Genomic DNA, 20,782 nt, shown 5'->3' with positions numbered 1-20,782 from the left:
GCGGCTCTAGACCGGACTCGCCTCCAAAAGTTCCCGCAGCACTTTGCCGCGCACATCGGTGAGGCGAACATCGCGTCCGCCGTGGCGGAAGACGAGTTGCTCGTGGTGCGCACCGAGTTGGTGCAGCAAGGTGGCGTGGATATCGTGGATTTCCACGGGATTTTCCACGGCGCTCATGCCCATGCCATCGGTGGTGCCATAGGCGATGCCGCGCTTGAAACCGCCTCCGGCCATCCAGATCGTGTAGCCGCTGACATGATGGTCGCGTCCATCGCTGCCCGCGCTATGGGGTGTGCGTCCCATTTCTCCGGCCCAGAGCACGAGGGTGCTTTCGAGGAGTCCGCGATCCCGCAGATCGCGAAGCAGCGCGGCGACGGGTTGATCCGTAATACGGGCGTTTTCCTCGTGGCGCAGTTTCAGTTCGCCGTGCTGGTCCCAGGGCGCGTTGTTGTTGTGGGTCAGGGGGCAGGTAATCTCCACGAAGCGGACGCCGGCCTCAACGAGGCGGCGGGCGCGCAGGCATTGCAGGGAATAGAAACGGTCGTGCTCGTTCGCGCGATCCACGCCGTAGAGCTGCCGGGTGGCCTCGGTTTCACCGGAGACATCGCAGAGGGAAGGCAGATGGGACTGCATGAGCGCCGCGGTTTCATGATTGCGGATGGCGGATTCGATCGCCGAGACGTCGCCGGTGGTGTGGGCGAAGCCGAGGTCCTGTTCCTTGAGCAGGTCGAGTTTCGCTCGCTGAACTGCGGTGGGGTCGGCGGGAAGGATGTTATCCACGGGCGCGCCTTTGGAACGTACGAGCGTGGCTTGGTGTGTGGCGGGCAGGAAGGAACTGGCGAAATTCTGATAACCGCCGTTGGGGATCCAGTCATTGTTCAGCAGCACGTAAGCCGGCAGTTGTTGGTTCTCCGTGCCGAGTCCGTAGGAAATCCAGGAACCGAGGCTGGGGGCGCCGCCGATGGATCGTCCGGTGTGCAGGAGGAGCGATTGCGCCCCGTGCAGGGGTGTTTCGCCAATCATGGAGCGCACGACGCAAAGTTCGTCCGCGAGTTTGGCGACGTGCGGAAACAGGTCGCTGACCCAGAGTCCCGAGTCCCCCCGTTGCTTGAATTCCCAAAGCCCTTTCAACCATTTCCGGTTTGCGCTGACGGCTTGCGACCGGGGATCGGTGCGCCACTGAGCAGGCTGACCGTGGCGCCGAGTGAGTTCAGGTTTAGGGTCGAAAGTGTCCACGTGGGACACGCCGCCGTCCATGAAGAGAAAAATGACATTCTTGGCGCGAGGGGGCCAGGCCGTGGGTTTGGCGGACGCCAACGCGGGGTGCCACGCCGGGAGGAGGCCGCAGAGGGCCATCCAGCCGAAACCTAAACCGGACGATTTGAGAAACTCGCGGCGGTTGCGAGGCGCGGAGTGGAAGCCGGGGCAATCAGAAGACATAGAGAAACTCCTTGGTGTTGAACAGCGAATGAGCCACGTCCTGCCAGACCGGTTTGGAGTGGAGCAGGGCTTCTTCCGCCACGCCTCGCAAGCGGGCGGAGCGATGGGAGAAAGATCGCAGCCGATCCAATTCGACGGTTGACGGGGGCCGTGCGAGCGCTTCGTGGAACATGCTTCGCAATCGCTCATCGACCACTTCCGGAGGGGACGAGAGAGCGCGTTGCGCCCAATGGGCGGCCAAATGATGCACGAGTGGATCGTTGAGCAGAGCGAGGGCTTGGTCGGGGACTTGGGTGAGGTCCCGTTTGCCGGTGGTTTGCTTCGGAATCGGCTGGTTGAAGATGGCCAGGAATCGCGGGGGTTCCATGAGCGTGATCTTGGTGTAAAGACTGCGCCTGCCTTGTCCATCGACCGGTCCGCTCCACAGGCGTTTGGCAGGATCCTCGGCGGCGCGAGGAGGGTCGATGGGAGGGCCGTAGAACGTTGGATCGAGCCGTCCGGAAACGGCGAGCATGCTGTCTCGAATCGATTCCGCATCAAGCCGGCGGGGAGAAAAATGATGCAAAAGGCGGTTGTCCGGATCGATTTCCTTGGCACGGCCGGATGGGATCCCGTCTTGTTTCCACGTTGACGAAGTGACGAGGAGGCGGATGAGACGTTTGACGGACCATCCTTCGTTCATGAATCGAAGGGCGAGATAATCGAGCAATTCCGGGTGGGAAGGCTTTTCGCCAAGGCGACCGAAGTCGTCCGGGGTCCGAACCAAGCCTTCGCCGAAGAGGTGCTGCCAGATGCGGTTGACGATGACGCGGGCGGTCAGAGGGTTCTCGGGGTGAGCAATGCCGCGCGCGAATTCGAGCCTGCCGCCGGAATGAGGGTGATGGAGTGGGGATGGCCCCCCCAGAAAGGCGATGCCGCCGCGGGGGACTGCAAGGCCGAAATCATGGTAGTTACCCCGAACGGCGAGTTTTTCGTCGATCGCTTCGCGCCAATCCTCGGCCGCACCGACGGTTCGCTCCGGCACGATCCGACGTTCCAGTCGTCGATACTGCTCGGCGAGGTTTTGCCATTCGGGAAACGAGTCGGTTTCGTTTTCGAGCAAGCCGAGCTGAAGCGCTTCGTTGAGTAACAAAACGTCCTCTTCCTCGCAATGCCCGTCGAGCCAGCGTCGCGCGGCGCCCGTCATGAGTTCGGCCAGCCCTTCATCCAAGGGCGCGCCACGATCGAGGAGCCCCTCGAAACGTCCGAGTTCGTCCAAACGCGGTTGTCCGGGGGAGTGGGAAATCACCCGGCTCAAGCCGAACCAGGAGCGTTCATCGGCAAGATCGGACTCTTTGACTCCGCCATAGCCGGTGCGGGGCGGGAAGTAATTGTTCAGGGATTTGGTGGCGATTTCGAGGTACACCCTGCGTTCGAGGCGATCGATTCCCCCCTCCAGCGTGTCGAAGTCGCCCGCTTTGATGGTGGTCCACCCGGGCCAGGGTTGGTTCAGAAACGCCATCCGTTCCGAGTGGAACGCGTGGTCGATGATGAAGGCGCGCGCGGCGAACTGACCGGCGGCATAACCCAGCGTGAGACTGCGAACGGAAGGGGCTCGGGTGTCGAGCAGAGGACTTTGCACGCGTCCGGCCAGCCTGGGTGACCAGACGTGCGACCAACGTCCGGCGGGCAGGAGATGGGCGAGGAGGTTCGTCCCGGAGAGAGCGAGGACGGGTTCGCCGTGTTGGACGAGGCCGTGGCGGAGTCCGGCTCCTTCCCAGCGCCAGCCGGATTCAGCGCCTGGCCGGGAAAAATCGGCCACGACCGCCAGGTTGGTGGCGTTGAGGGAGCGGCGGCGGCGGATTTCTTCTCGCAGAGCTTCGGCGCGGACGGGGTGGCTGGCAGATCGGCGCCAGAACTCAGCGATGGATTCGGGAAATTTGGCGTTTGCCGTGTTGGTGGGGTGATCCCGGGGGAGGGCACAGAGACGTTCGAGGATGCGGGGACGCGAGTTGATCCAACGCCGACCGAGTTCAGAACGAATCTGAGACTTGATCCGACGCATTTCGGGAAACAGGGCGGCGTTGGGATCGCGTGACTCGGCCGGCCGTGCTCCCCAGCGGGTGTTCATGAACAATCCCGCCATGGCGTAGTAATCCTGCTGCGAAATGGCGTCGAGTTTGTGGTCGTGGCACTGGGCGCAAGCCACGGTGGTGGCCAGGAAACCTTTGGAGACGGTGTCGATGATATTGGCGACCGCTTCCTGCGTGACGCCTTCCGCCGCCGCATTGTCCCCATGACGCCTTTCGCCGAGTCGCATCGACATCAGGCCGAGCAGTGATTCGTTCAATCCGGAAACAGGGTCGAGCCGCGGTTCTATTTCATCGCCGGCGATCTGTTCGAGGATCAGGCGTTGAAAGGGAACATCGGTGTTGAAAGCCCGAACCAGATAATCGCGGTAGCGCCAGGCGCCCTTTGCCGGCACATCCCATTCATACCCGTGGGTATCGGCGTAGTGGACCACATCCATCCAATGCCGCGCCCATCGTTCGCCGAAGTGGGGGCTTTCGAGCAGTTCATCCACGAGGCGATCGCAGGCTGAATCGGAAGCGTCTGCGGCCAGGCGCCCGACTTGAACCGGTGTAGGGGGCAGGCCGGTCAGGATCAAGCTGAGCCGGCGAGCGAGTGTGCGCGGACGGGCGGGAGCGGCGGGTGTGAGACCTTGTTGTTCGAGGCGCGCGAGGATGAAGCGATCGATGTCGTGACGCGGCCAGTCGGTGTTGCGGACTTTGGGGATTGGCGATGAGGCTGGGGGACGAAGGCTCCACCAATCGAGCCTGGCGTGGTAGAGGGATGCCCAGGCGCTTGAGGTGGTCGCTGAGGCGGGCGGCTTCTGATCCGTGGCGGCCAGGATTTCGAGCGGCAGGAACGACGAAAGGGCCAAGGCGAGTGGAACCAGGAACCTGCAGGGACGAATTCGGAGGGGGGTAAACGGCAGGCGCCGTTGATGCTGGACGCTCCACCCGATTCGGCGGAAGGAGGCCGAAAGGTGTCGGGGGAGGTCAATGGACATGCTTCTATACACTCGAGACCGGCACTTTATTCAATCTTGAAACAAAAGCCACCACCCGTCGAGTCAAGGCTTCTCATCCGCCGTGAGCGGTGCAACCGCAAGTTGTCGGGGCGCGCCGTTCACGGCGCTTCCGCTCGCGCCCATCGGTCGCGGCGATCTCCTCCCGTTCCATGGCCCGCCCTGGGTGAATGCCTTCGCCCTGGCAGCACCCTTGCCCGTTGAAGTGGCGTGGTCGCCGCGACCCGGCGCTGCCGTGCGCAGCACCAACAACCTGTGGATGCGCTGGCCGGTAGGGCATTCGCAGGGGCGAATCCCCATGCCTTGCATTAGGGGGAACGAATTGATTAATCGTCCAGCCAATTATGCCGAATTTTAGCTACGTTGCCCGCCAAGCCGGTTCCGGCAAAGAGGTCAAAGGGGTCATGGATCGGCCCACGGAACAGGCGGCGATTGCGGACCTTCTGAACCAGAACCTGCTGGTGGTTGAGATTGCGGAGAACGTCACCCGCAAGGGAAAGATGGCCGGGGGTGCCGTGACGCTTCAGAACCAAGTCGTTTTTACGCGTCAATTGGCCACCATGATCGACGCCGGTCTGGCCGTGGTGCAGTCCCTGCAAGCCCTTGCTGAGCAGACTTCAAACAAGGTGATGCGCGATGTGATCAAGGACGTCACGGCGCGGGTCGAACAGGGTGATAATTTCTCCCAGGCCCTTAGCAAGCATCCCAAGGTGTTTGATCGGCTCTATGTCTGCATGGTTGAGGCCGGCGAGAAGGGAGGGTTGCTCTCGGAAATCCTGTCGCGTCTGGCCACCTACTTGGAAAATACCGCCCGCCTGCGCAAGAAGGTGAAGTCGGCCATGATGTATCCGACGGCGGTGACCCTGATTGCCATCGGCATCACCATTTTCCTGCTGGTCAAGGTCGTGCCGGTCTTCAAGGACATTTTCAGCGGATTCGGCGCCAAACTGCCGGCCCCGACCGAGTATCTCATCATGGTGAGTGAACTCGTTCAGAATTACATCCTGGTGGTGCTTGGGATCCTGGCCGCGATGATCTATGGCTGGTTCGCGTACATCAAGACGAAGCCGGGTCGCGAATTCTGGGATCGCACGCGCATCAAGCTGCCCATTTTCGGAGTGATCGCTCACAAAATCTGCCTGTCTCGATTCACGCGCACCCTGGCCTCCTTGATCCGTTCCGGTGTGCCGATTCTCGAGGTCCTCAACATTGTGGCGAACACGGTGGGGAATGTGATCATGGAAAAGGCCATTCGGGAGGCTTCCAATGATATCGAACGAGGCGAAGGAATCTCCGCCGCACTCGCCAAGCATCCGGTGTTTCCCACGATGATCATCCGCATGATGACCGCCGGCGAACAAACCGGCAAAATCGACGCGATGCTTGAGCGTGTCGCCAACTTCCTCGATGAGGAAATCGAAACGACCCTGTCTGGTTTGACCTCGCTCATCGAACCGCTTCTGATCGTATTCCTGGGCGTGGTGGTCGGCGGCATCGTGGTCTGCATGTTCCTGCCCATCTTCAAGATGAGCGAGATCATCAACCCGCCCAAGAGATAAAGCGCAGCCGCACGCCAATTTTCCCTCCTCAGCTCCCGGGGTGATGTGTTCACGCCGGGAGCTTGGGTTCAGGACTGGCCCGATCCCGAGCAGACGATGCTTCCTCCCGGTTTGTTTTACTTCGGTCAGCCGGCCGTACGGTGTCGAATACGCAGGTAGGCATTCGAACCGACCAGGAACTCGAAGCGCGTGGGGACGACGGTGAACTCGAGAGATTCGAGCGCGGGTTCGGAGGCGAGTCTGGACAGGAATTGACTGGGAACGCCCTCGAACGTCATGAGCGGATAAATCCGGGCCTCCCCCGACGTGACGCGCATGATTTCTAAGAGGGATTGAAGATGAAACTTCCAATCCAGCTGGGCTTCATAGACGAAGAGGAAGTAACTGGTGAGTGTCAGGTTGAAGGCGCGATCTGAGAACGGCAATCGAGGGAGGGACGAGGCGAGATAACGGTTTGAACGGCAGCATCGATCTTCAAGAAAGGTTCGATAAGCACGCTCCCGAAAACCCCGCATGTGGTTCGGATTCTTGTAGAACTCCCACTTGTAGGTATCGAGTCCGTGGAGGCTTCGAACCACCTCATCGAGGTCTTGCTCGCATTGCGTGCGGATGGATTCGTTTTCAAGCCCATAGATGGGATCCGCGGCGGTGCAATCGAGGCCCTCGGCCGAGGCCTCGGCGGTGAAGGAGCTGACCCCCGACGCCACATCCAGAACACGGCACCCGTGCAGGGAGTCGAGATCCAAGTCGAAGTAGCGACGGTATTCCTCGAGCGTGCGTCCGAGCAACACGACGCGGTCGAGCTTCAAACCACGCCGCTTGGGGACGTCTTCAAATTCATGAATGGGATCGGAGGGGGCACTCATCGTCAATGCGATGGGCCTTGGATACTGCCGCCGCAGCCTGTCGGAATCGAACGCATGCGGCGATGCAGATTCTCATCCTATCCGCGATCGACTCCATGCGTTCATCCCGATCGGATTCCAAGTCGCCCATCAGCCCGAGCCATGGTGGCTCGGTCATCATGTCGAGGGAACGATAGCGAAAGGGAGGTTGGAGCAGAAGCGCTTTGTAGGGCTTTGTCATGCCAGTGGCTTGACCGAATGGTCAATGATGCATCCGGTAAGCTCGGGAGTTCGTATTTTGCCCCGGAGCGCGGCCGGGTCGTCCTTCGACCCGCCGCAGCACGTTGAAATTCTGGAGTCCTCCGACCTGTCCGCGCGCTGCGGCTGGTCTTCGACACAGCCGCGCTCCCCAAAATGAGAATGGCTGTTCCTTTCGTCCCTGCGGGACTGTCTTCTGCCGGCCCGCCAGCTCCGCCCTGTCCGTGGCAGGAGCAAAGGTCTCGCTCTATTCCACCGAAAACAGCGAAGAACCCCTCAACTTTCGGCAGGCCTTTGACGGTCAAGCTTCGGCGCATCTCGACGCTGCTGATTTGCCGTTTCCAGGTTCAAGGTTCAGCGCCGACAGCGAAGGGTTTGCCGGTGACCGAGCGCGGTTCTGCCGCTGGTGCGGGGGCGAATCACCAGCGGGTCATCACGCCGCCGGCGAGGGCAACACACCAACCGCACGCGGCTTCGAATAGGACGAACGTTCCGTTCATCGCCAGAACCAGACACGCGCGTGGCATGCCGGCTTCCTGCGCCAGCCGATGGCTTCCAATGTCTGCACCGAATTCCGCTCAGCGCGTCTCACGGATCGCGTCGTCGATAGCTCTGGCCAGCGCGGGAATGCGCTGAGTGTAGCTGATCGGACTGACGGGATCCGCATAAGGCCCCTTCGTCCGATCCGCAAAGACTTCGTCCACGTAGCGGTAACCGAGGTTGCTCAGGAACACGAGGATGTAGCGCCGGAACGGCCGCCCCGGCAATGAGGTCACGATGCCGGCGTCGGACGCGTAGTTGTAGGTGAGTCCGGTTTTGTGCGCAAAGGTCACTTCCGCCACGGCGTTGCTCGCGCGGACATCGACTCCGAAGTTCACGCCGTCCACGACGACGATGCCGTTGGTGGGGTTGATCCAGCGTGCGGCAATTTGCGAGGGCAGGCCCGGGCGCACATGGCGAACCCCGGCCAGATTGGCGGTGGACAACGCCTCGTTCAGCCCTTGCTCCGCCAGCAGTTGTTTGAGAAAGGCCCGGCTCGATTCGCTGAGAAACCGCGCGTTCACCGCCCGGCCATCCGGGGCGCGCCACAAATCGCCGGACGGACCTTCGATGAGCAGCAGCAGGCGGGCGGTGTCGAAGGCGGTCATGTGAATCCGATCCGTTTGCCAGTTCCGACCGTCTGCCGCGCGGGTCCCATTGATCTGCAACGTCGGCAAACGCAGTTCCCGAAACTCCCGATTCATGGTCTCGATGCGGGAGTGTCGGTGCAAAAGCTGGAGCAAGGCCTGGGTGGCGCGATTGTTCGACTCGGTCACCATCGGGTCCAGCCAGGCCCGGAGCGGACGGGTCTCGTCCTTCTGGTTCGCGACGGAAAAGGTGTGCGGCGTGTCGAGCGTCAACGATCCGTCGTCCACCATCCGCATGACGTGGAAGGCGACGAGCAGCTTGAAGAGCGAGGCCGGGTAGGGGGCCATAAACTGGAAGGCGGCATTCGTGCGCCCGGGAATCAGATCGTCGTCCTCGGTCAACGGCGGATCGTGGGTCCAACCTTTGGTGGTCACCGGCAGGGACTCGCCCGGCTTGAAGTCGCCGCCGTTCCAGCGCGCGATGTCCCAACGACGAAACCGGACGGCGGCCGCGCCCTGGTCCAGGCTGACTGGGACAATCAATCCCTCGGGATAGTCGCGTGACAGCAGCACATTGGCGGATGCCGTCACCTGACCGTCCCGATTGAGTTGAATGACCGCAACATCCACATGGGGCACGTGGGCGATGGTTTTCGGCGAGGCCGGCTTGGCTGCATCCTCATTGGCAGGCCCGAAGTCGAGCACGCGGTCGAAGCGCGCCTCGCGCACGGCACGCAGCACCGCGGCCTCCAATGGCGAAGCCGCCAGCGCGCGTTGGGAACATGCGACGAGCAACAGGAGCACGGGGATGACTCGGGCAGCGCAACTCAACGGAACGGCCACCAGACGACGGGACGGCTGAAGCGGTTGGGCGAGCTGATCGAGGCTCGCCCTGTGCGACGGTGGGGCGGCCCGACGCTGGAAATCAATTTCTGAAACGGTTGCCCTGGCCCTGGTCATAGGCTTTTCGGGTTCTTTGCCCGGCGAATTCCACCTCGCGTCCGCCCGGATTAAACAGCACCCACTCGACGTTGCCCGGGGTCATCTCCAGGCGCAACACGCTGACCTCTGGATCGTCGCGCACGACCTGGATGCCGGAGGCGCCTGCGGTGGCCTGGAGTTCGTCGCGGTAGTTGGCCTTCGCTCCGGCGTGGTTGCTGTGGATCGAGGGCCGGTACGGCGGATGTGGATAATAGACCTGGGTGAACACGAGTTTGTCGCCGATCTTGGGCGTGCCTTCCCAGACGTAGCGAAGCTGCGCGCCGCACGCGATGGCTCGCGGGTCCTCTTGGAGTCGGTCCACCACCTGCAGCCGGCAGTCCGGTCGCGGCGCAAACCACACGAGCAGGTCCACGGGTGGGGACGGCATCTCGACCTGACCGTTGTTGGCGACCAACGTTCCCATGAAGGTATTTGCCCAGTGCGCGCCCACCTGCGGGCCGATGTTGCGGGTGTTCCAGAGCGGCGACACGCGGGCCTTGAACGATTCCTCGAAGGCGATCGTCTCTCGCGTGGCCAAAAAGCGATTCTTGACGAAGACGAACTCACGTTCATACACCGCCGGAAAACCGTCCACGTTCTTCACCCGGACCCGGGCGAACGTGGCGTCATCTCGCTCCTCGAAGAACGTCACCTCCGACTCGATATCCGGCATTTCGCCGCGCTTCCAGTTTTCGTCAAAGCGGAGCGGGTCGGGGTGATGGCGGCGCTTTGTTTTGCCCTCCACGTCCACGATCATGAGCCGGTTCTCCACCGAATCGCCCTTGCTGGTGACGATCTGCGTGAAGGCCGCCCCGAATCGGTTCAGGCCCATGATGCCGCCGGCGTTGTAGGGCACGCTGGTGGGATGCAGTTCGACGAGGGCAAAGAAGTCCCCGGGATTCCAGCCGCTGCGCAGCACGAGCTTGTCCGGATAGTCTTTGCCGGTAAGCCACCACGAGCAGCAGAGATGGCCCTTGTTGGGATCGGGATCGGCGTGGCCAAAGAGTCGCTCCGCGACCGCCTTGTCGGTGTGCGGCACGCGAGCCGCCTCCATGCGCAGGTTCCAGAGTGAACCCGGGGACGGCATCACAGGCTTCACCGAGTCGTCCGCAAAGAGCCAGGCCAGCGCCACGTGCTGACCGACTTCCCGTTCGCGCAGAAAGGCGTCGCCCTGGATGGGCTTGGCCTGGTAGCGAAGGTAGCTCATCACTTTGTGCGCGGCGTAGCGGTATTCCCCGTTTCGTGTCTTCGCAGCCGCGAGCTCCAAGGCGAAGAGCCGGAATCCGGCCGTGCTGTTCCAGCCTCCATTGGGACCGTAGGGATTGACCGCGCCGTCCGGAGTGACTTCGACCGTAAGCCGTTTCCAGAGGCGTTGCATCCCGGGATCAGTCACCCCCCGGTCATCGCCCAGATATTGGTCGCCGCAGGTGAGCAGCATGAAGATGGGCCCGGGGAAATAACCCGTGTCGTTCTGCTGCACTTCCTTGTGTTTCCAGAAATCGGCGAAGCCCAGTTCCGCGTATTGTTTCCAGTGCGCCGCCTCGGGGATTTCTGGGTACCACTTTGCGGCGAGCCCTTTCATCAGGGCTTCGGGCACCGAGCGATGGCAGCCGCCGCGCCATTCGATGGGTTTCGTGCCCCAGACATGCACGTTCCGGCAGTAGTCCACCCAGAGATCGCGGAACCAGGCGTCATCCTCTTTCATCAGCCCGCCAGCGATGAGGTGTTTTCGATAAAGCGGAATGAAGCATGGTTCCTCGATGAACTGGTCAGTCCAGCCTTTCCTGGCCACCTCCTCCATCGTCGCACGATGCCAATCCTTCAGCATGATGATGATGGCTTCGCCCCAGCGGCGCTCGCCGGTCTGCACGTATTTCACCAGCACGGGCATGAACCTCTGGGGTCCCGAGAGTCCCGCCTTTGGCGTGTCGGCGAGTTTGAAGAGGTCCATCTCCTCCAACCACCGCAAATAGGTGTCGCGGGTCACCGACTCTTGGGGGATGGGGTAGAAACCCGGATCAGAAATGAGGCTCGGGCCATACGCTCCAAAGCGATGCCGTTCGACGGAAGGGCTGTAGAGGGTGGGCGGGACCAGGTGGTCGATTTTAGCCTCTGGCGTAGGGACAACGTTGGGCTTGGTTGGCTCTGCTGCCTGGAGCAGCAACAGGCTGGACAGACAGAAGAACAAGGTCCATGACGGGACGGCTCGCCACGTCTGGCTTGTGAGGGTTGGATGGCGATTCATCAGCGAGATTCAGTCTGGCCGGCGGACTCTTTCTCCTGACCAACGCTCGTAAAGCCGCACGATGTCTTCCACGTGGGTGAATTTCCGGTAGACGGCGCGGACACGGAACTTGAATTCTCGCCCAGGGGCGTAGTCACGGCGGAAGTAAACAAAGTCCCAGGCGGGATTGCCGGAGCCGCCACCGGAAGGGGACTGGGCAAACCGCATTTCCCCGCCGGCATGTGGTTTCTCGAACATCATCACGAGAACATTTTCGCCTGAACGCCCAAAGTAGAAGGGATACACGTATTCGAAATCCGAGAAGCCCGAAGCCAGGCTGATTTTGAAGCCCTCGTCGAAAGACGGATCCCAGGTGCTGCCGGCGGGCCGATGGCTTGCCCCGACGCCGTGGCTCGTGGGCAGGTGTTTGATCCACCGCGGCGTCGCATCGCCCCAACCCGGGCGCGAGCGTCCGATGAACTGAATCGCCATGTCCTCCGGAGACTGGATGTAGGAGGCGAAGAAAACGCCGATGTATCCGTGCTTTCGCCAAAAGTCTTCCTGCGGAGTGCCGTAATACGTCAGGTCAATTGCGTCACCTTTCACCTCGTGAACCAGCCGGCTGCGCAGCGGCCAGTGCTTCGTCCGTTCCTGGCGCAACTCCACGCGGCGCATCGAGGTCCGGCGCAACTCCATGGGTGCTTGCCGTGGCTCGAAGATGTGCCAGCCATACGAAGCCGCGTCGCCGCTGAAAATGTGTTCGAGGTTCAGGCCCGAATAGCGCGGCACGAAAAGGTTGGGCTGATCTGACCCGGCCAATTGCAGCTCCGCCACGCCGTTGTATCCGGCCTGGTGTGCCGGTGGGTAGGCCGTGTTGTCGGCGATCACCACGCGCAGCTTCTGGGATTCGAGCGTCGCCGTGTGAAGGACTCTCTTGGCATTCGAGTATTCAGCGGCATGGAGAGGCAACAGCCAAGTTAGGCAGAGGAACAGGGAGCACGCCGGCATGGCCCTCCGACGCGGTCGCCAGTCTAAAACTACATGGTTCATGGTGAAGAAGGATGAAGCCCGTGGCGTGTTTGCCCGCAGCGCGTGCCTACATCTGGACCGCTCATTGACTCCATGATAGCCGAAACAATGAAACATTGTCCATGACGCATGGCCTTCTGGACAGGTTGGGCCGGTTTCGGTTGTCCAGTTTCGATTATCGAACTGACCGGACTTCGCAATTTGGACTTCGTCATTGGCACTTAACCCGGCTCGCTGACGCCCGATGAAGTCCACGTGGTCCCAGCAATCGTTGTCCGGTTCGTCTTTCAGGTCGGGCCGCTTGGGATCGTTCTCCACGAGCGGGCGATGGCCGTAGGCGTTGGGCGTGTTCAATCCATCGAGTGCCGCCAGGACGGTGATTCAAGTGAGGGCCGCGGCGGCGGGACGCCAGTGGGCGCATGATCTTGGTTTCGCGTACATGGGTGGAATGGAGTGGGTTCAATAACCGCCCGCACCCAGGGCCGAAGAGCGGCCCTCCATCGCCGTGCCCGTCTGCCCGGCGGCGGCGCGTCGCCGATAGTCATCGAGCATGGCAGCAGTGGCGGTGGCGCCGCACCGGGTCGCTCCCAAATCGCGAACTTTGATCAGCCCATCGAGGTCGCGCACACCGCCGGCCGCTTTGACCTGCACCTTCGCCGAGACGCTCGCGCGCATGAGCGTGAGGTCGTGTTCAGTCGCGCCCTTGTAGTTGTAGCTACCGTCGGCCTGCTTCACGAAACCGTAACCGCTGGAGGTCTTCACCCAGTCGGCGCCGGCGCGCTCGCACAGTTCACAGAGTTTGCGCTTGAAGTCGTCACTGCTCAGGCTGGCGCCGCCCTTGGTGAGGTAGTCGTTCTCGAAGATCACCTTCACCACTGCACCGCGTTGGTGGGCTTCGTCACAGACGGCTTTCACGTCACGCTCAACGTAGGCCCAGTCGCCGCTCAACGCCTTGCCGAGGTTGATGACCATGTCAATCTCCACGGCTCCATCTCGGCAGGCCAGTTCGGTTTCGTAACGCTTGGATTCGGTGGTGGAATTGCCATGGGGAAAACCAATCACCGCGCCGACGTTGACGCCGCTTCCGCGGAGGAGTTCGGCCGCGCGCTTGACGGCGTAGGGTTTGATGCAGACGGAGGCGACGCCGTATTTCGCGGCGAGCTTGCAGCCGTCCTCCAACTCCTGATCCGTCATGGTCGGATGCAGGAGCGAGTGGTCAATCATCTTGGCGAGTTGTTCGTAGGTGTATTTCATGGTGTTTGGAGATTCTGGTTTTCAGCCTGTTTGGAGCCCTCTGCACTTCGGGCCGTAGTAGCGAAACGGCGAACGGCTGCGGATGACGCGCGTCACGGCCTTAATCTCCTCCTCGCCGTACCCGGCGGCGCCGGGAAATTCTGCCGGCCAAGTCAAGCGCGCCGGTTTGGGCGGGCGACTTCGAATGTGGGACTCAGATTCAATCATGGAGAATTCAAACCGCGCTCTTCGGCGGCCCGGCCTCGCCGCAAGCCAAGCGCCGACGGATGACACCGCAGTAAAGCACAACGCCGCCGACAAGGGCAATCGCCGTGGACAAGGCGGGCGGATGTTGGCCCTGCCCCTTTCGCCAAGGCTGGCTACGAAGGCCAAACCCGTTTCAGCGTTGCTCGCCTCGTCACTCATCGCGGCAGAGGAGAATCCAACTCTCAAAACGCTTTTCCTGCCAGGGCTCAAGAGGATTCTCACTTGGTGTCATGAAGCCGGGTAGGGAATGCGTGCACTGGTTCAATCACTGGATGATCCTCGATTCAAATGAGTTCTGCGTGACCGGAAAATCAGTTCTTGCGCTAATCATCTGAGTTCGTTAATGTCTGTCAATACAGAAATGAAGAAACTCTCGCCAGTCGAACAACGGTTGGTCCTCCACTGGGGCGAGATGGGCACCCGCTGGGGCATGAACCGCACGGTCGCCCAGATTGGCGCGTTGCTCTTCATTTCACCCAAGCCGCTCAATGCCGCGGACATCTGTGACGCCCTCACCGTGGCCCGCTCGAACGTCAGCAACAGCCTCAAGGAACTCCAGGGCTGGGGCATTATGCGGCTTACCCTTGTGCCGGGCGACAAGCGGGATCATCTCGAGTCGATGGAAGACGTGTGGGAGCTGTTCCGCACCGTGCTGAATGAGCGGAAGAAGCGCGAGATCGACCCCACGCTGGCCGTGCTCGGCGAGTGCCTCGTTGAGGCGGACAAGGACGAGGCGACCAGCGAACACGCCGACATCCGGATGCGCGAGCTGGCGGACTTCTTCGAGGTGACCACCGCGTGGTATGCGCAGGCGAGCTGCTCGCCAACCAGCGCCGTCACCAAACTGCTGACCCTCGGCGACAAAGCCCGCAAGCTGCATGGTATGGGCCACTGAGTAAAAGATTTTGCACCTGAAGTTCTGTGAATACAGAAATGCCAATACAAAACGAAGGCAGCGCTACCCGTGGTTGGATCTTCTACGACGCGGGGTGCGTGGCGTGTGTCGCGTGCCGCAACCGCACCGGGCGGTTGTTTGAGTCGCGCGGTTTCCGCTGGGTGCCGTTGCAAACACCCGGCGCTGCGGAGTGGCTTGGCGTCAGTGAGACTGCCTTCGCCACGCGGATGCACCTCTTGAGCGCCGACGGTGCGGTGCGCCACAACGCGGACGCCTTCGGCGTGCTCTGCCGTTCGGTGTGCTGGTTGTGGCCAGTGGGTGTGCTGCTGCTCGTGCCGGGCTTCCGAGAACTCGGCCAGCTGACCTACGAATGGATTGCCCGCAATCGCCACTGTTTCGGAGGGAAGTGCCGGGTGCCCGAAACTCGGAGCGCCGATTTCCAAATCGGCTCGTCGCATGCCAAGCGATGCCCAAGCCGAATTGGAAATCGGCGTTCCTTGAGCTGGCTGCCGCTCGTCCTGCTTCCGTCAACGATCATCTCGCTGCGTGGCGAATTGCTGCCCTGGGTCTTCATGTGGCTGCTCGCGTTCGCCATTTACGCCGGCTGCAAGTGGCTCACCTATGAGGACGCCTTGGCCTCGGGAGTGCGGGCCCCGTTCCGGTCGCGCCTCACATATCTGCTGCTCTGGCCGGGCATGTCCTTTAAGGAATTCGTTGGAACTCCCTTGACTGTCCGCGAACCGGCGCGGTGGCTGGCCCCTGCGGCGAAGACGCTCGTCGGGGCGACGTTGGTCTGGTTTGCCGTTCCGGTCGTCCCGGCCGATGCCGAACTGCTGCGCGGCTGGGTGGGCATGATCGGTCTCATCATGATGTTGCACTTCGGGACGTTTCACCTGCTCGCACTGACGCTCCAGGCCGCTGGCTTTAGCGCCCGGCCCAACATGAACGCTCCGCTTCTGGCCCGTTCCTTGGCGGACTTCTGGGGGCGGCGCTGGAACACCGGCTTTAGCGTGCTCGCAGACCGCTACGGTTTTCGTCCGCTCACCCCGCGCTTCGGTCCCCGCGCCGGGCTGGTGATCGTGTTCCTCGCGTCGGGTCTGATCCACGACCTGGTCATCGGGTTCCCGGCTGGTGGTGGTTTCGGTCTGCCCACACTTTATTTTGCGCTACAAGCCGTCGGCCTGTTCGTTGAACGGACCCCGCTGATCCGCCGTCGTCCGTGGTTGAACCGGTTGTTTGCGTGGCTCGTGTTGCTGGTGCCGCTCGGTTGCCTCCTTCCTCCCGTGTTCGTCCGCAACATCATCCTGCCGATGCTGAATGCCATCGGCGCCAACTGAGAAACCCAACATGAAACTCACCACCCTCCTCCAACTCGCGGGGCTCGCGCATGTGGGACTGCTCGCTGCCGGCGCGCTGATGCCCGGCGTCGTGGGCTTGCGCCGTCATCTTGCCGGCGTGCCGCCCTTCGTCCGCAACTTGATGTGGGTGTATTACGGCTTCATCGGCACTTCGCTTGCGTGCTTCGGCGCGCTGTCGTTCTTCCTGGCCGCCGAGTTGTCCGGGGGTACACCTCTGGCCCGCGCGGTGTGCGTGTTCCTCGCCGCCTTCTGGACGGCGCGTCTGCTGGTCGCGGCGTTTTTGTTTGATCTGCGGCCGTATCTCACGAACGGCTGGCGTCGCGCCGGTTATCACGCCACCAACTTCGTATTTGCGGTGCTGCCGTTGATCTACGCGTGGGCGGCCTGGAAGGGAGGTCGCTTGTGAAACGCCATCTAACCGTCATCGAGGGCACCATCGCCCGACGCTTGCTCGTGAACTTCCGGGTCAGGCCTGAGTGCGTCCGCCCGTTCCTGCCCGCGCCGTTCCGGCCGAAGCTGGTTCAAGGCTGGGCGATGGCCGGTTTGTGTTTGATCCGGCTGGAAGGCGTGCGGCCGAAAGGATTTCCGGCGGCACTCGGGATGGCCTCGGAAAACGCGGCGCACCGGATTGCCGCCGAGTGGGATGAGGACAATGGTCCTCGCGAAGGGGTTTTCATCCTGCGCCGCGAGACCGATTCGCGTGTGAACCTGTTGCTGGGTGGTCGCGTGTTTCCGGGCGTCCACCACCTGGCCCGCTTCGATACCTGGGAAACCGAACGCCGACTCAAGATTGCCATCACCGAAGCCGACGGCCGGCGACTGGTGCGCGTCGCGGCCAGGTTGGGCGAGCCCTGGCCGGTGAATTCGATCTTCGCGTCGCTCAAGGAAGCGTCTGCGTTCTTCCAACGCGGGAGTTGGGGGTGGTCGATGGATAACGGTGGCAGCTGCGAAGACATGGTCCTCCACATTCCCTCGTGGCGGGCGGAGCCGCTCTTCGTCGAGCGCGTCAAATCGGGCTTCTTTGATGACCGGAAGCGATTCCCCGCCGGCAGTCTCGAGTTCGACAGCGCGCTGCTGATGCGCAACCTCCTGCACGAATGGCGGGTGCTGCCGGCGCTGGCCGCGCGAAGGGAGGCCGCATGAGCCGAATCACGCATGATCTCTGCGACCTGCTGGGGATACCCCATCATGGTGCGGGCAGGAGCCGACGTGAGGAGGCTCAAAACTTCGACCGCGCGACCGTTGAACGATCGCCGGCCCGGACTCAATCCGGGTCAGACAGCTCATCCCTCCATCCTTCCGCCACTCCGATCCCGGTTCAGAGCCTCCTCACGTCGGCTCCTACCAGTCCGAATCGGCGCCTCATCCTCGCCGGTGGCAGCGGGTTCCTTGGCGGGCTGCTGGCCCGTCACTTTGCCGCGAAAGGCTGGGACATCGTGATCCTGACGCGCCGGTCAGACGCTGCGAACGCCACCGGCCGCGAGGTTCGATGGGATGGGGAGTGCCTTGGCGACTGGGTTCGGGAACTTGATGGCTCGGACGTGGTGATCAATCTTGCCGGCCGTTCCGTGAACTGCCGTTACCACGCACGCAATCGTCGGCTCGTGCTCGATTCGCGCGTGAACGCGACGCGCGTCCTCGGCGAAGCCATTGCGCGTTGCGCCCGGCCCCCGCGGGTGTGGTTCAACTTGAGCACGGCGACGATCTACAAGCACACTTTCGGACCGGCCTGGAATGAAACCGGCGAGATCGGCGCGACGCCCGAGGCCCGGGACGCTTTCTCGATCGAAGTGGCCACCGCGTGGGAACACGCTTTCAACGAGGCGGTGACGCCGCAAACGTGCAAAGTGGCGATCCGTTCAGCGATGGTCTTCGGCCTGAACGCCGATGCCAACAACGTTTATCGCGTGCTGCGGCGGCTGGTTCGTTTCGGCCTGGGCGATCGTATGGGCAGCGGCCGGCAGTTCGTGTCGTGGATTCACGAAACGGACTTCTGCCGCGCGGTCGAGTTCCTGATCGGGCGCGAGGACCTGAGTGGACCGGTGAACCTCTCCGCCCCGAATCCGTTGACCAACGCCGAGATGATGGCCGTCTTGCGCCGCGTCCTGCGTCGGTCGGTCGGCCTGCCGGCCACGGAATGGATGCTCGAACTCGGCGCGTTTTTCCTGCGAACCGAGACCGAGTTGATCATCAAGAGCCGGCGGGTCGTGCCAGGACGATTGTGTGACGCCGGGTTCAAGTTCGAGTTCACCCAGCTGGAAGATGCCATCCGCGATCTCGAGCATCGTTTGTGATTCGCGTGTAGAGGAGTTTCCGGCCGGGTGCACCCGGTCCGAGCAGGCCCGTCGCGAATTGCTTGCACTCCCGGGCGAGCCGCTCTGGCTGTGCGACTGGACCAGGGTGGTCTTCCTCCATTTTGAAGTCGATGCCGACTCTCTTCAGAGCGAGGTTCCCTTCCAGCTCGACCTCTACGACGGCCGTGCCTTTGTCAGTCTCGTCACTTTCACACTCGCGGACATGCGACCGCGCTATGGCGGACGGCTCGTGCGACAACTGTTCAAACCGTTCGGCACGCATCGTTACCTCAATGTCCGGACCTACGTCCGCGAGCACGGGCATATCGGCATCTACTTTCTGGCCGAATGGCTCGACGCACCCTGGCTGAACCTGCTGGCCGGGCCGCTTCTTTACGGACTGCCGTTCCGGTGTGGTCGGATGGAGTACCACAATCGACCGGCCAACGGTCGTGTCCGCGGCGCCGTTCGCGATGCCACGGGAACCCTCTGCTATGCGGGAAAAGTCCTCGCGGTGCCGCACCATGCCGAGGCCGGCTCACTCGCTGAATTACTAATAGGAAATTTGATTTTCAGCCTGACTGAGGATGAGGAATCCCGGGAGCGGGACGCAAATGAGGAGGTGCGGCCGTGCAGCATTCTTGAACTCGGGGCTGGCAGGTTCCATCGGCTTGCCCTCGGTGTTCGCCAAAACTCTGCGCGAAAAACACTCCGCGCTCCGGAGTTGAGCATAGAGCATTGGAGGACACGGAGAACCGCGATGTGCCTGTCATGTTCAAGCCTCCAAAGTAGTCGATGCGCGCGCTTGGACGCTTGGACATTCTCACCAAATCCTGGAACAAACTGAGCAGCCCGATGCATGGGAATCGTTTTCACGAAGCAGGGCCAGGCCTTGCGCGAAATCGAACGGCTCTGCTGTCATGAACCATCACGCCTCAGGAGATCGATGCGCGGATGACGCATCGCCTTGCATTGTAACGCCGGAGTGAGGTTGGTGGTGACAACTGGATTATTGGGCGCCTTTCACTCGCATCTTGAGACCGTAGACGCTCTTGCTGGCGGTGATGAAGAGCAGGTCGCGATCTTTGCCGCCGAATGTGACGTTGGCGGTCCAGCCTTCCGGGACGGCGATGTTTTCGATCTGCTTGCCCTTCGGATCGAAGATGGTGACGCCGCGGCCGGTGAGATACAGGTTTCCGTCGCGATCGATGGTCATTCCATCAGACCCGAGTTCGCAGAAGAGACGTTTCGCCTCCAGCTCACCACTCGGCGTGACCGCATAGGAATACGTTTTCCGGGCGCCGATGTCCGCCACGTAGAGCGTCTTGCCGTCTGGTGTACCGATTATCCCGTTGGGTTGCCGAAGGTCCGTCGCGACGCGTTTGATGTTCTTGCGATCGGGGGAGACGAAATAGACATGCTGACCGTCCTGTTGAGCACTGGGATCGCGCTGCCAGTAGGAACGTTTGTAGAGTGGGTCGGTAAAATAGAGGCCGCCATCCGGACGAATCCACAGGTCGTTCGGTCCATTCAGCAGTTTTCCGCCGAAATCCTTGATCAGCACGGTGACCGTCTTATCGGGTGCGATGGACCAGAGCTCGTTCTTTTCGTCGGCGCAGACGAGCAGGTGTCCATTCTTGGTAAAGTAGGTGCCGTTGGCCCGGCCGGCCGGCTTGAGCCAATCGGAAAACTGGCTGGTATTAGCGTCCCAGCGGACGATGCGGTCGTTGGGTTGATCGGTGAAATAGACGTGTCCCTCGCGGTCGGCTGCCGGGCCTTCTGTAAAGGCATAACCGTCGCCCAACTTTGTGAGCGTTGCCCCCGGCGCGATCAGCGTCAGCGGAGTCGGGCCTGAGTCGGCCGCGGAAATGGCGAAGGGCAGGTTCATGAGGCTGAGCGCGACCAAAGCGCGGATGACTCGGGTGATTCTGCAAAAGGCGGGAGCGGCCGGGTTCATCGGTTGAGGCATGTGTTGAAACAGGATGTAACCGGCCGGAGAAGTCATACTCAATCTCTAAATCGTCTGATTCGTCTCCGTCTCGATGTTGCTAGTCGCGCGAAAAGGCAATGGGGTCACTTCTAAATAGTTGACAAGTGAGGGATGGTCGATGAGAGACGGACACTGGCGAGACCGTTGCGAATCGACCTGGCATGGACGTGGTATCACGTGATGAACCGGGGGCGCCGGGGAGGGACACTCTA

15 protein-coding genes are annotated in these 20,782 nt (G+C 61.8%); 7 read left to right on the top strand and 8 right to left on the bottom strand.

The window, feature by feature from the left end; genetic code table 11:
* Window positions 1-6: 6 nt before the first annotated feature.
* Together FJ404_13495 and FJ404_13490 are read right to left on the bottom strand one after the other, a co-directional pair.
* Window positions 7-1,440, bottom strand: coding sequence for a DUF1501 domain-containing protein (locus FJ404_13495; protein MBM3823876.1), 1,434 nt, complete (start codon window positions 1,438-1,440; stop codon window positions 7-9).
* The gene (locus FJ404_13490) at window positions 1,430-4,492 is read right to left on the bottom strand and encodes a DUF1553 domain-containing protein (protein ID MBM3823875.1); all 3,063 of its coding nucleotides are present in this window, start codon (window positions 4,490-4,492) and stop codon (window positions 1,430-1,432) included. The genes FJ404_13495 and FJ404_13490 overlap by 11 nt, the downstream gene beginning before the upstream one ends.
* Before the next feature lie 362 nt (window positions 4,493-4,854).
* On the opposite strand from FJ404_13490, the gene FJ404_13485 reads away from it, so the two are divergent.
* Window positions 4,855-6,069 (top strand): type II secretion system F family protein, encoded by a 1,215-nt coding sequence (locus FJ404_13485; protein ID MBM3823874.1) that lies wholly within the window; start codon window positions 4,855-4,857, stop codon window positions 6,067-6,069.
* Between the two features lie 125 nt (window positions 6,070-6,194).
* Here the strand turns inward: FJ404_13485 and FJ404_13480 are convergent, their stop codons facing one another.
* The 5 genes from FJ404_13480 to deoC form a co-directional block, all read right to left on the bottom strand.
* Complete coding sequence (locus FJ404_13480) at window positions 6,195-6,935, bottom strand: hypothetical protein (protein MBM3823873.1); 741 nt, start codon at window positions 6,933-6,935, stop codon at window positions 6,195-6,197.
* A gap of 815 nt (window positions 6,936-7,750) precedes the next feature.
* Window positions 7,751-9,259 (bottom strand): serine hydrolase, encoded by a 1,509-nt coding sequence (locus FJ404_13475; protein MBM3823872.1) that lies wholly within the window; start codon window positions 9,257-9,259, stop codon window positions 7,751-7,753.
* Window positions 9,225-11,525: a hypothetical protein gene (locus FJ404_13470; GenBank protein MBM3823871.1), complete on the bottom strand. Its 2,301-nt coding sequence runs from the start codon at window positions 11,523-11,525 to the stop codon at window positions 9,225-9,227. The genes FJ404_13475 and FJ404_13470 overlap by 35 nt, the downstream gene beginning before the upstream one ends.
* A 9-nt stretch (window positions 11,526-11,534) precedes the next feature.
* A complete protein-coding gene (locus FJ404_13465; protein MBM3823870.1) occupies window positions 11,535-12,473 on the bottom strand; it encodes a hypothetical protein in 939 nt (312 codons plus the stop codon).
* A gap of 519 nt (window positions 12,474-12,992) precedes the next feature.
* Entirely contained in the window at window positions 12,993-13,787 is a 795-nt protein-coding gene (gene deoC / locus FJ404_13460) for a deoxyribose-phosphate aldolase (GenBank protein MBM3823869.1), read from the bottom strand.
* 658 nt (window positions 13,788-14,445) lie between these two features.
* Between deoC and FJ404_13455 the strand changes: the two genes are divergently transcribed.
* Genes FJ404_13455 through FJ404_13430 form a run of 6 tightly spaced genes read left to right on the top strand, consistent with a single transcriptional unit; the run spans window position 14,446 to window position 19,427 of the window.
* The gene (locus FJ404_13455; protein MBM3823868.1) at window positions 14,446-14,928 is read left to right on the top strand and encodes a MarR family transcriptional regulator; all 483 of its coding nucleotides are present in this window, start codon (window positions 14,446-14,448) and stop codon (window positions 14,926-14,928) included.
* 26 nt (window positions 14,929-14,954) lie between these two features.
* Window positions 14,955-16,265 carry a DUF393 domain-containing protein gene (locus FJ404_13450; protein ID MBM3823867.1) on the top strand — a complete coding sequence of 437 codons (1,311 nt, stop codon included), beginning with the start codon at window positions 14,955-14,957 and terminating at the stop codon, window positions 16,263-16,265.
* A gap of 10 nt (window positions 16,266-16,275) precedes the next feature.
* Window positions 16,276-16,692, top strand: a complete 417-nt coding sequence (locus FJ404_13445; protein MBM3823866.1) for a hypothetical protein — start codon at window positions 16,276-16,278, stop codon at window positions 16,690-16,692.
* A 17-nt stretch (window positions 16,693-16,709) separates the two neighbouring features.
* Window positions 16,710-17,429: a hypothetical protein gene (locus FJ404_13440; GenBank protein ID MBM3823865.1), complete on the top strand. Its 720-nt coding sequence runs from the start codon at window positions 16,710-16,712 to the stop codon at window positions 17,427-17,429.
* On the top strand, window positions 17,426-18,580 hold the full coding sequence (locus FJ404_13435) for a TIGR01777 family protein (GenBank protein ID MBM3823864.1): 1,155 nt from the start codon (window positions 17,426-17,428) through the stop codon (window positions 18,578-18,580). The genes FJ404_13440 and FJ404_13435 overlap by 4 nt, the downstream gene beginning before the upstream one ends.
* On the top strand, window positions 18,549-19,427 hold the full coding sequence (locus FJ404_13430) for a hypothetical protein (protein ID MBM3823863.1): 879 nt from the start codon (window positions 18,549-18,551) through the stop codon (window positions 19,425-19,427). The genes FJ404_13435 and FJ404_13430 overlap by 32 nt, the downstream gene beginning before the upstream one ends.
* A 162-nt stretch (window positions 19,428-19,589) precedes the next feature.
* Here FJ404_13430 and FJ404_13425 read toward each other — a convergent pair whose 3' ends face one another.
* Window positions 19,590-20,468 (bottom strand): SMP-30/gluconolactonase/LRE family protein, encoded by an 879-nt coding sequence (locus FJ404_13425; protein MBM3823862.1) that lies wholly within the window; start codon window positions 20,466-20,468, stop codon window positions 19,590-19,592.
* Window positions 20,469-20,782: the final 314 nt, after the last annotated feature.

The sequence above is a fragment of the Verrucomicrobiota bacterium genome, assembly GCA_016871495.1.
Taxonomy (GTDB): Bacteria; Verrucomicrobiota; Verrucomicrobiia; order Limisphaerales; family VHDF01; genus VHDF01.
The sequence above is the reverse complement of the archived record's forward strand: the minus strand, read 5'-3'. Positions and strand labels throughout refer to the sequence as shown.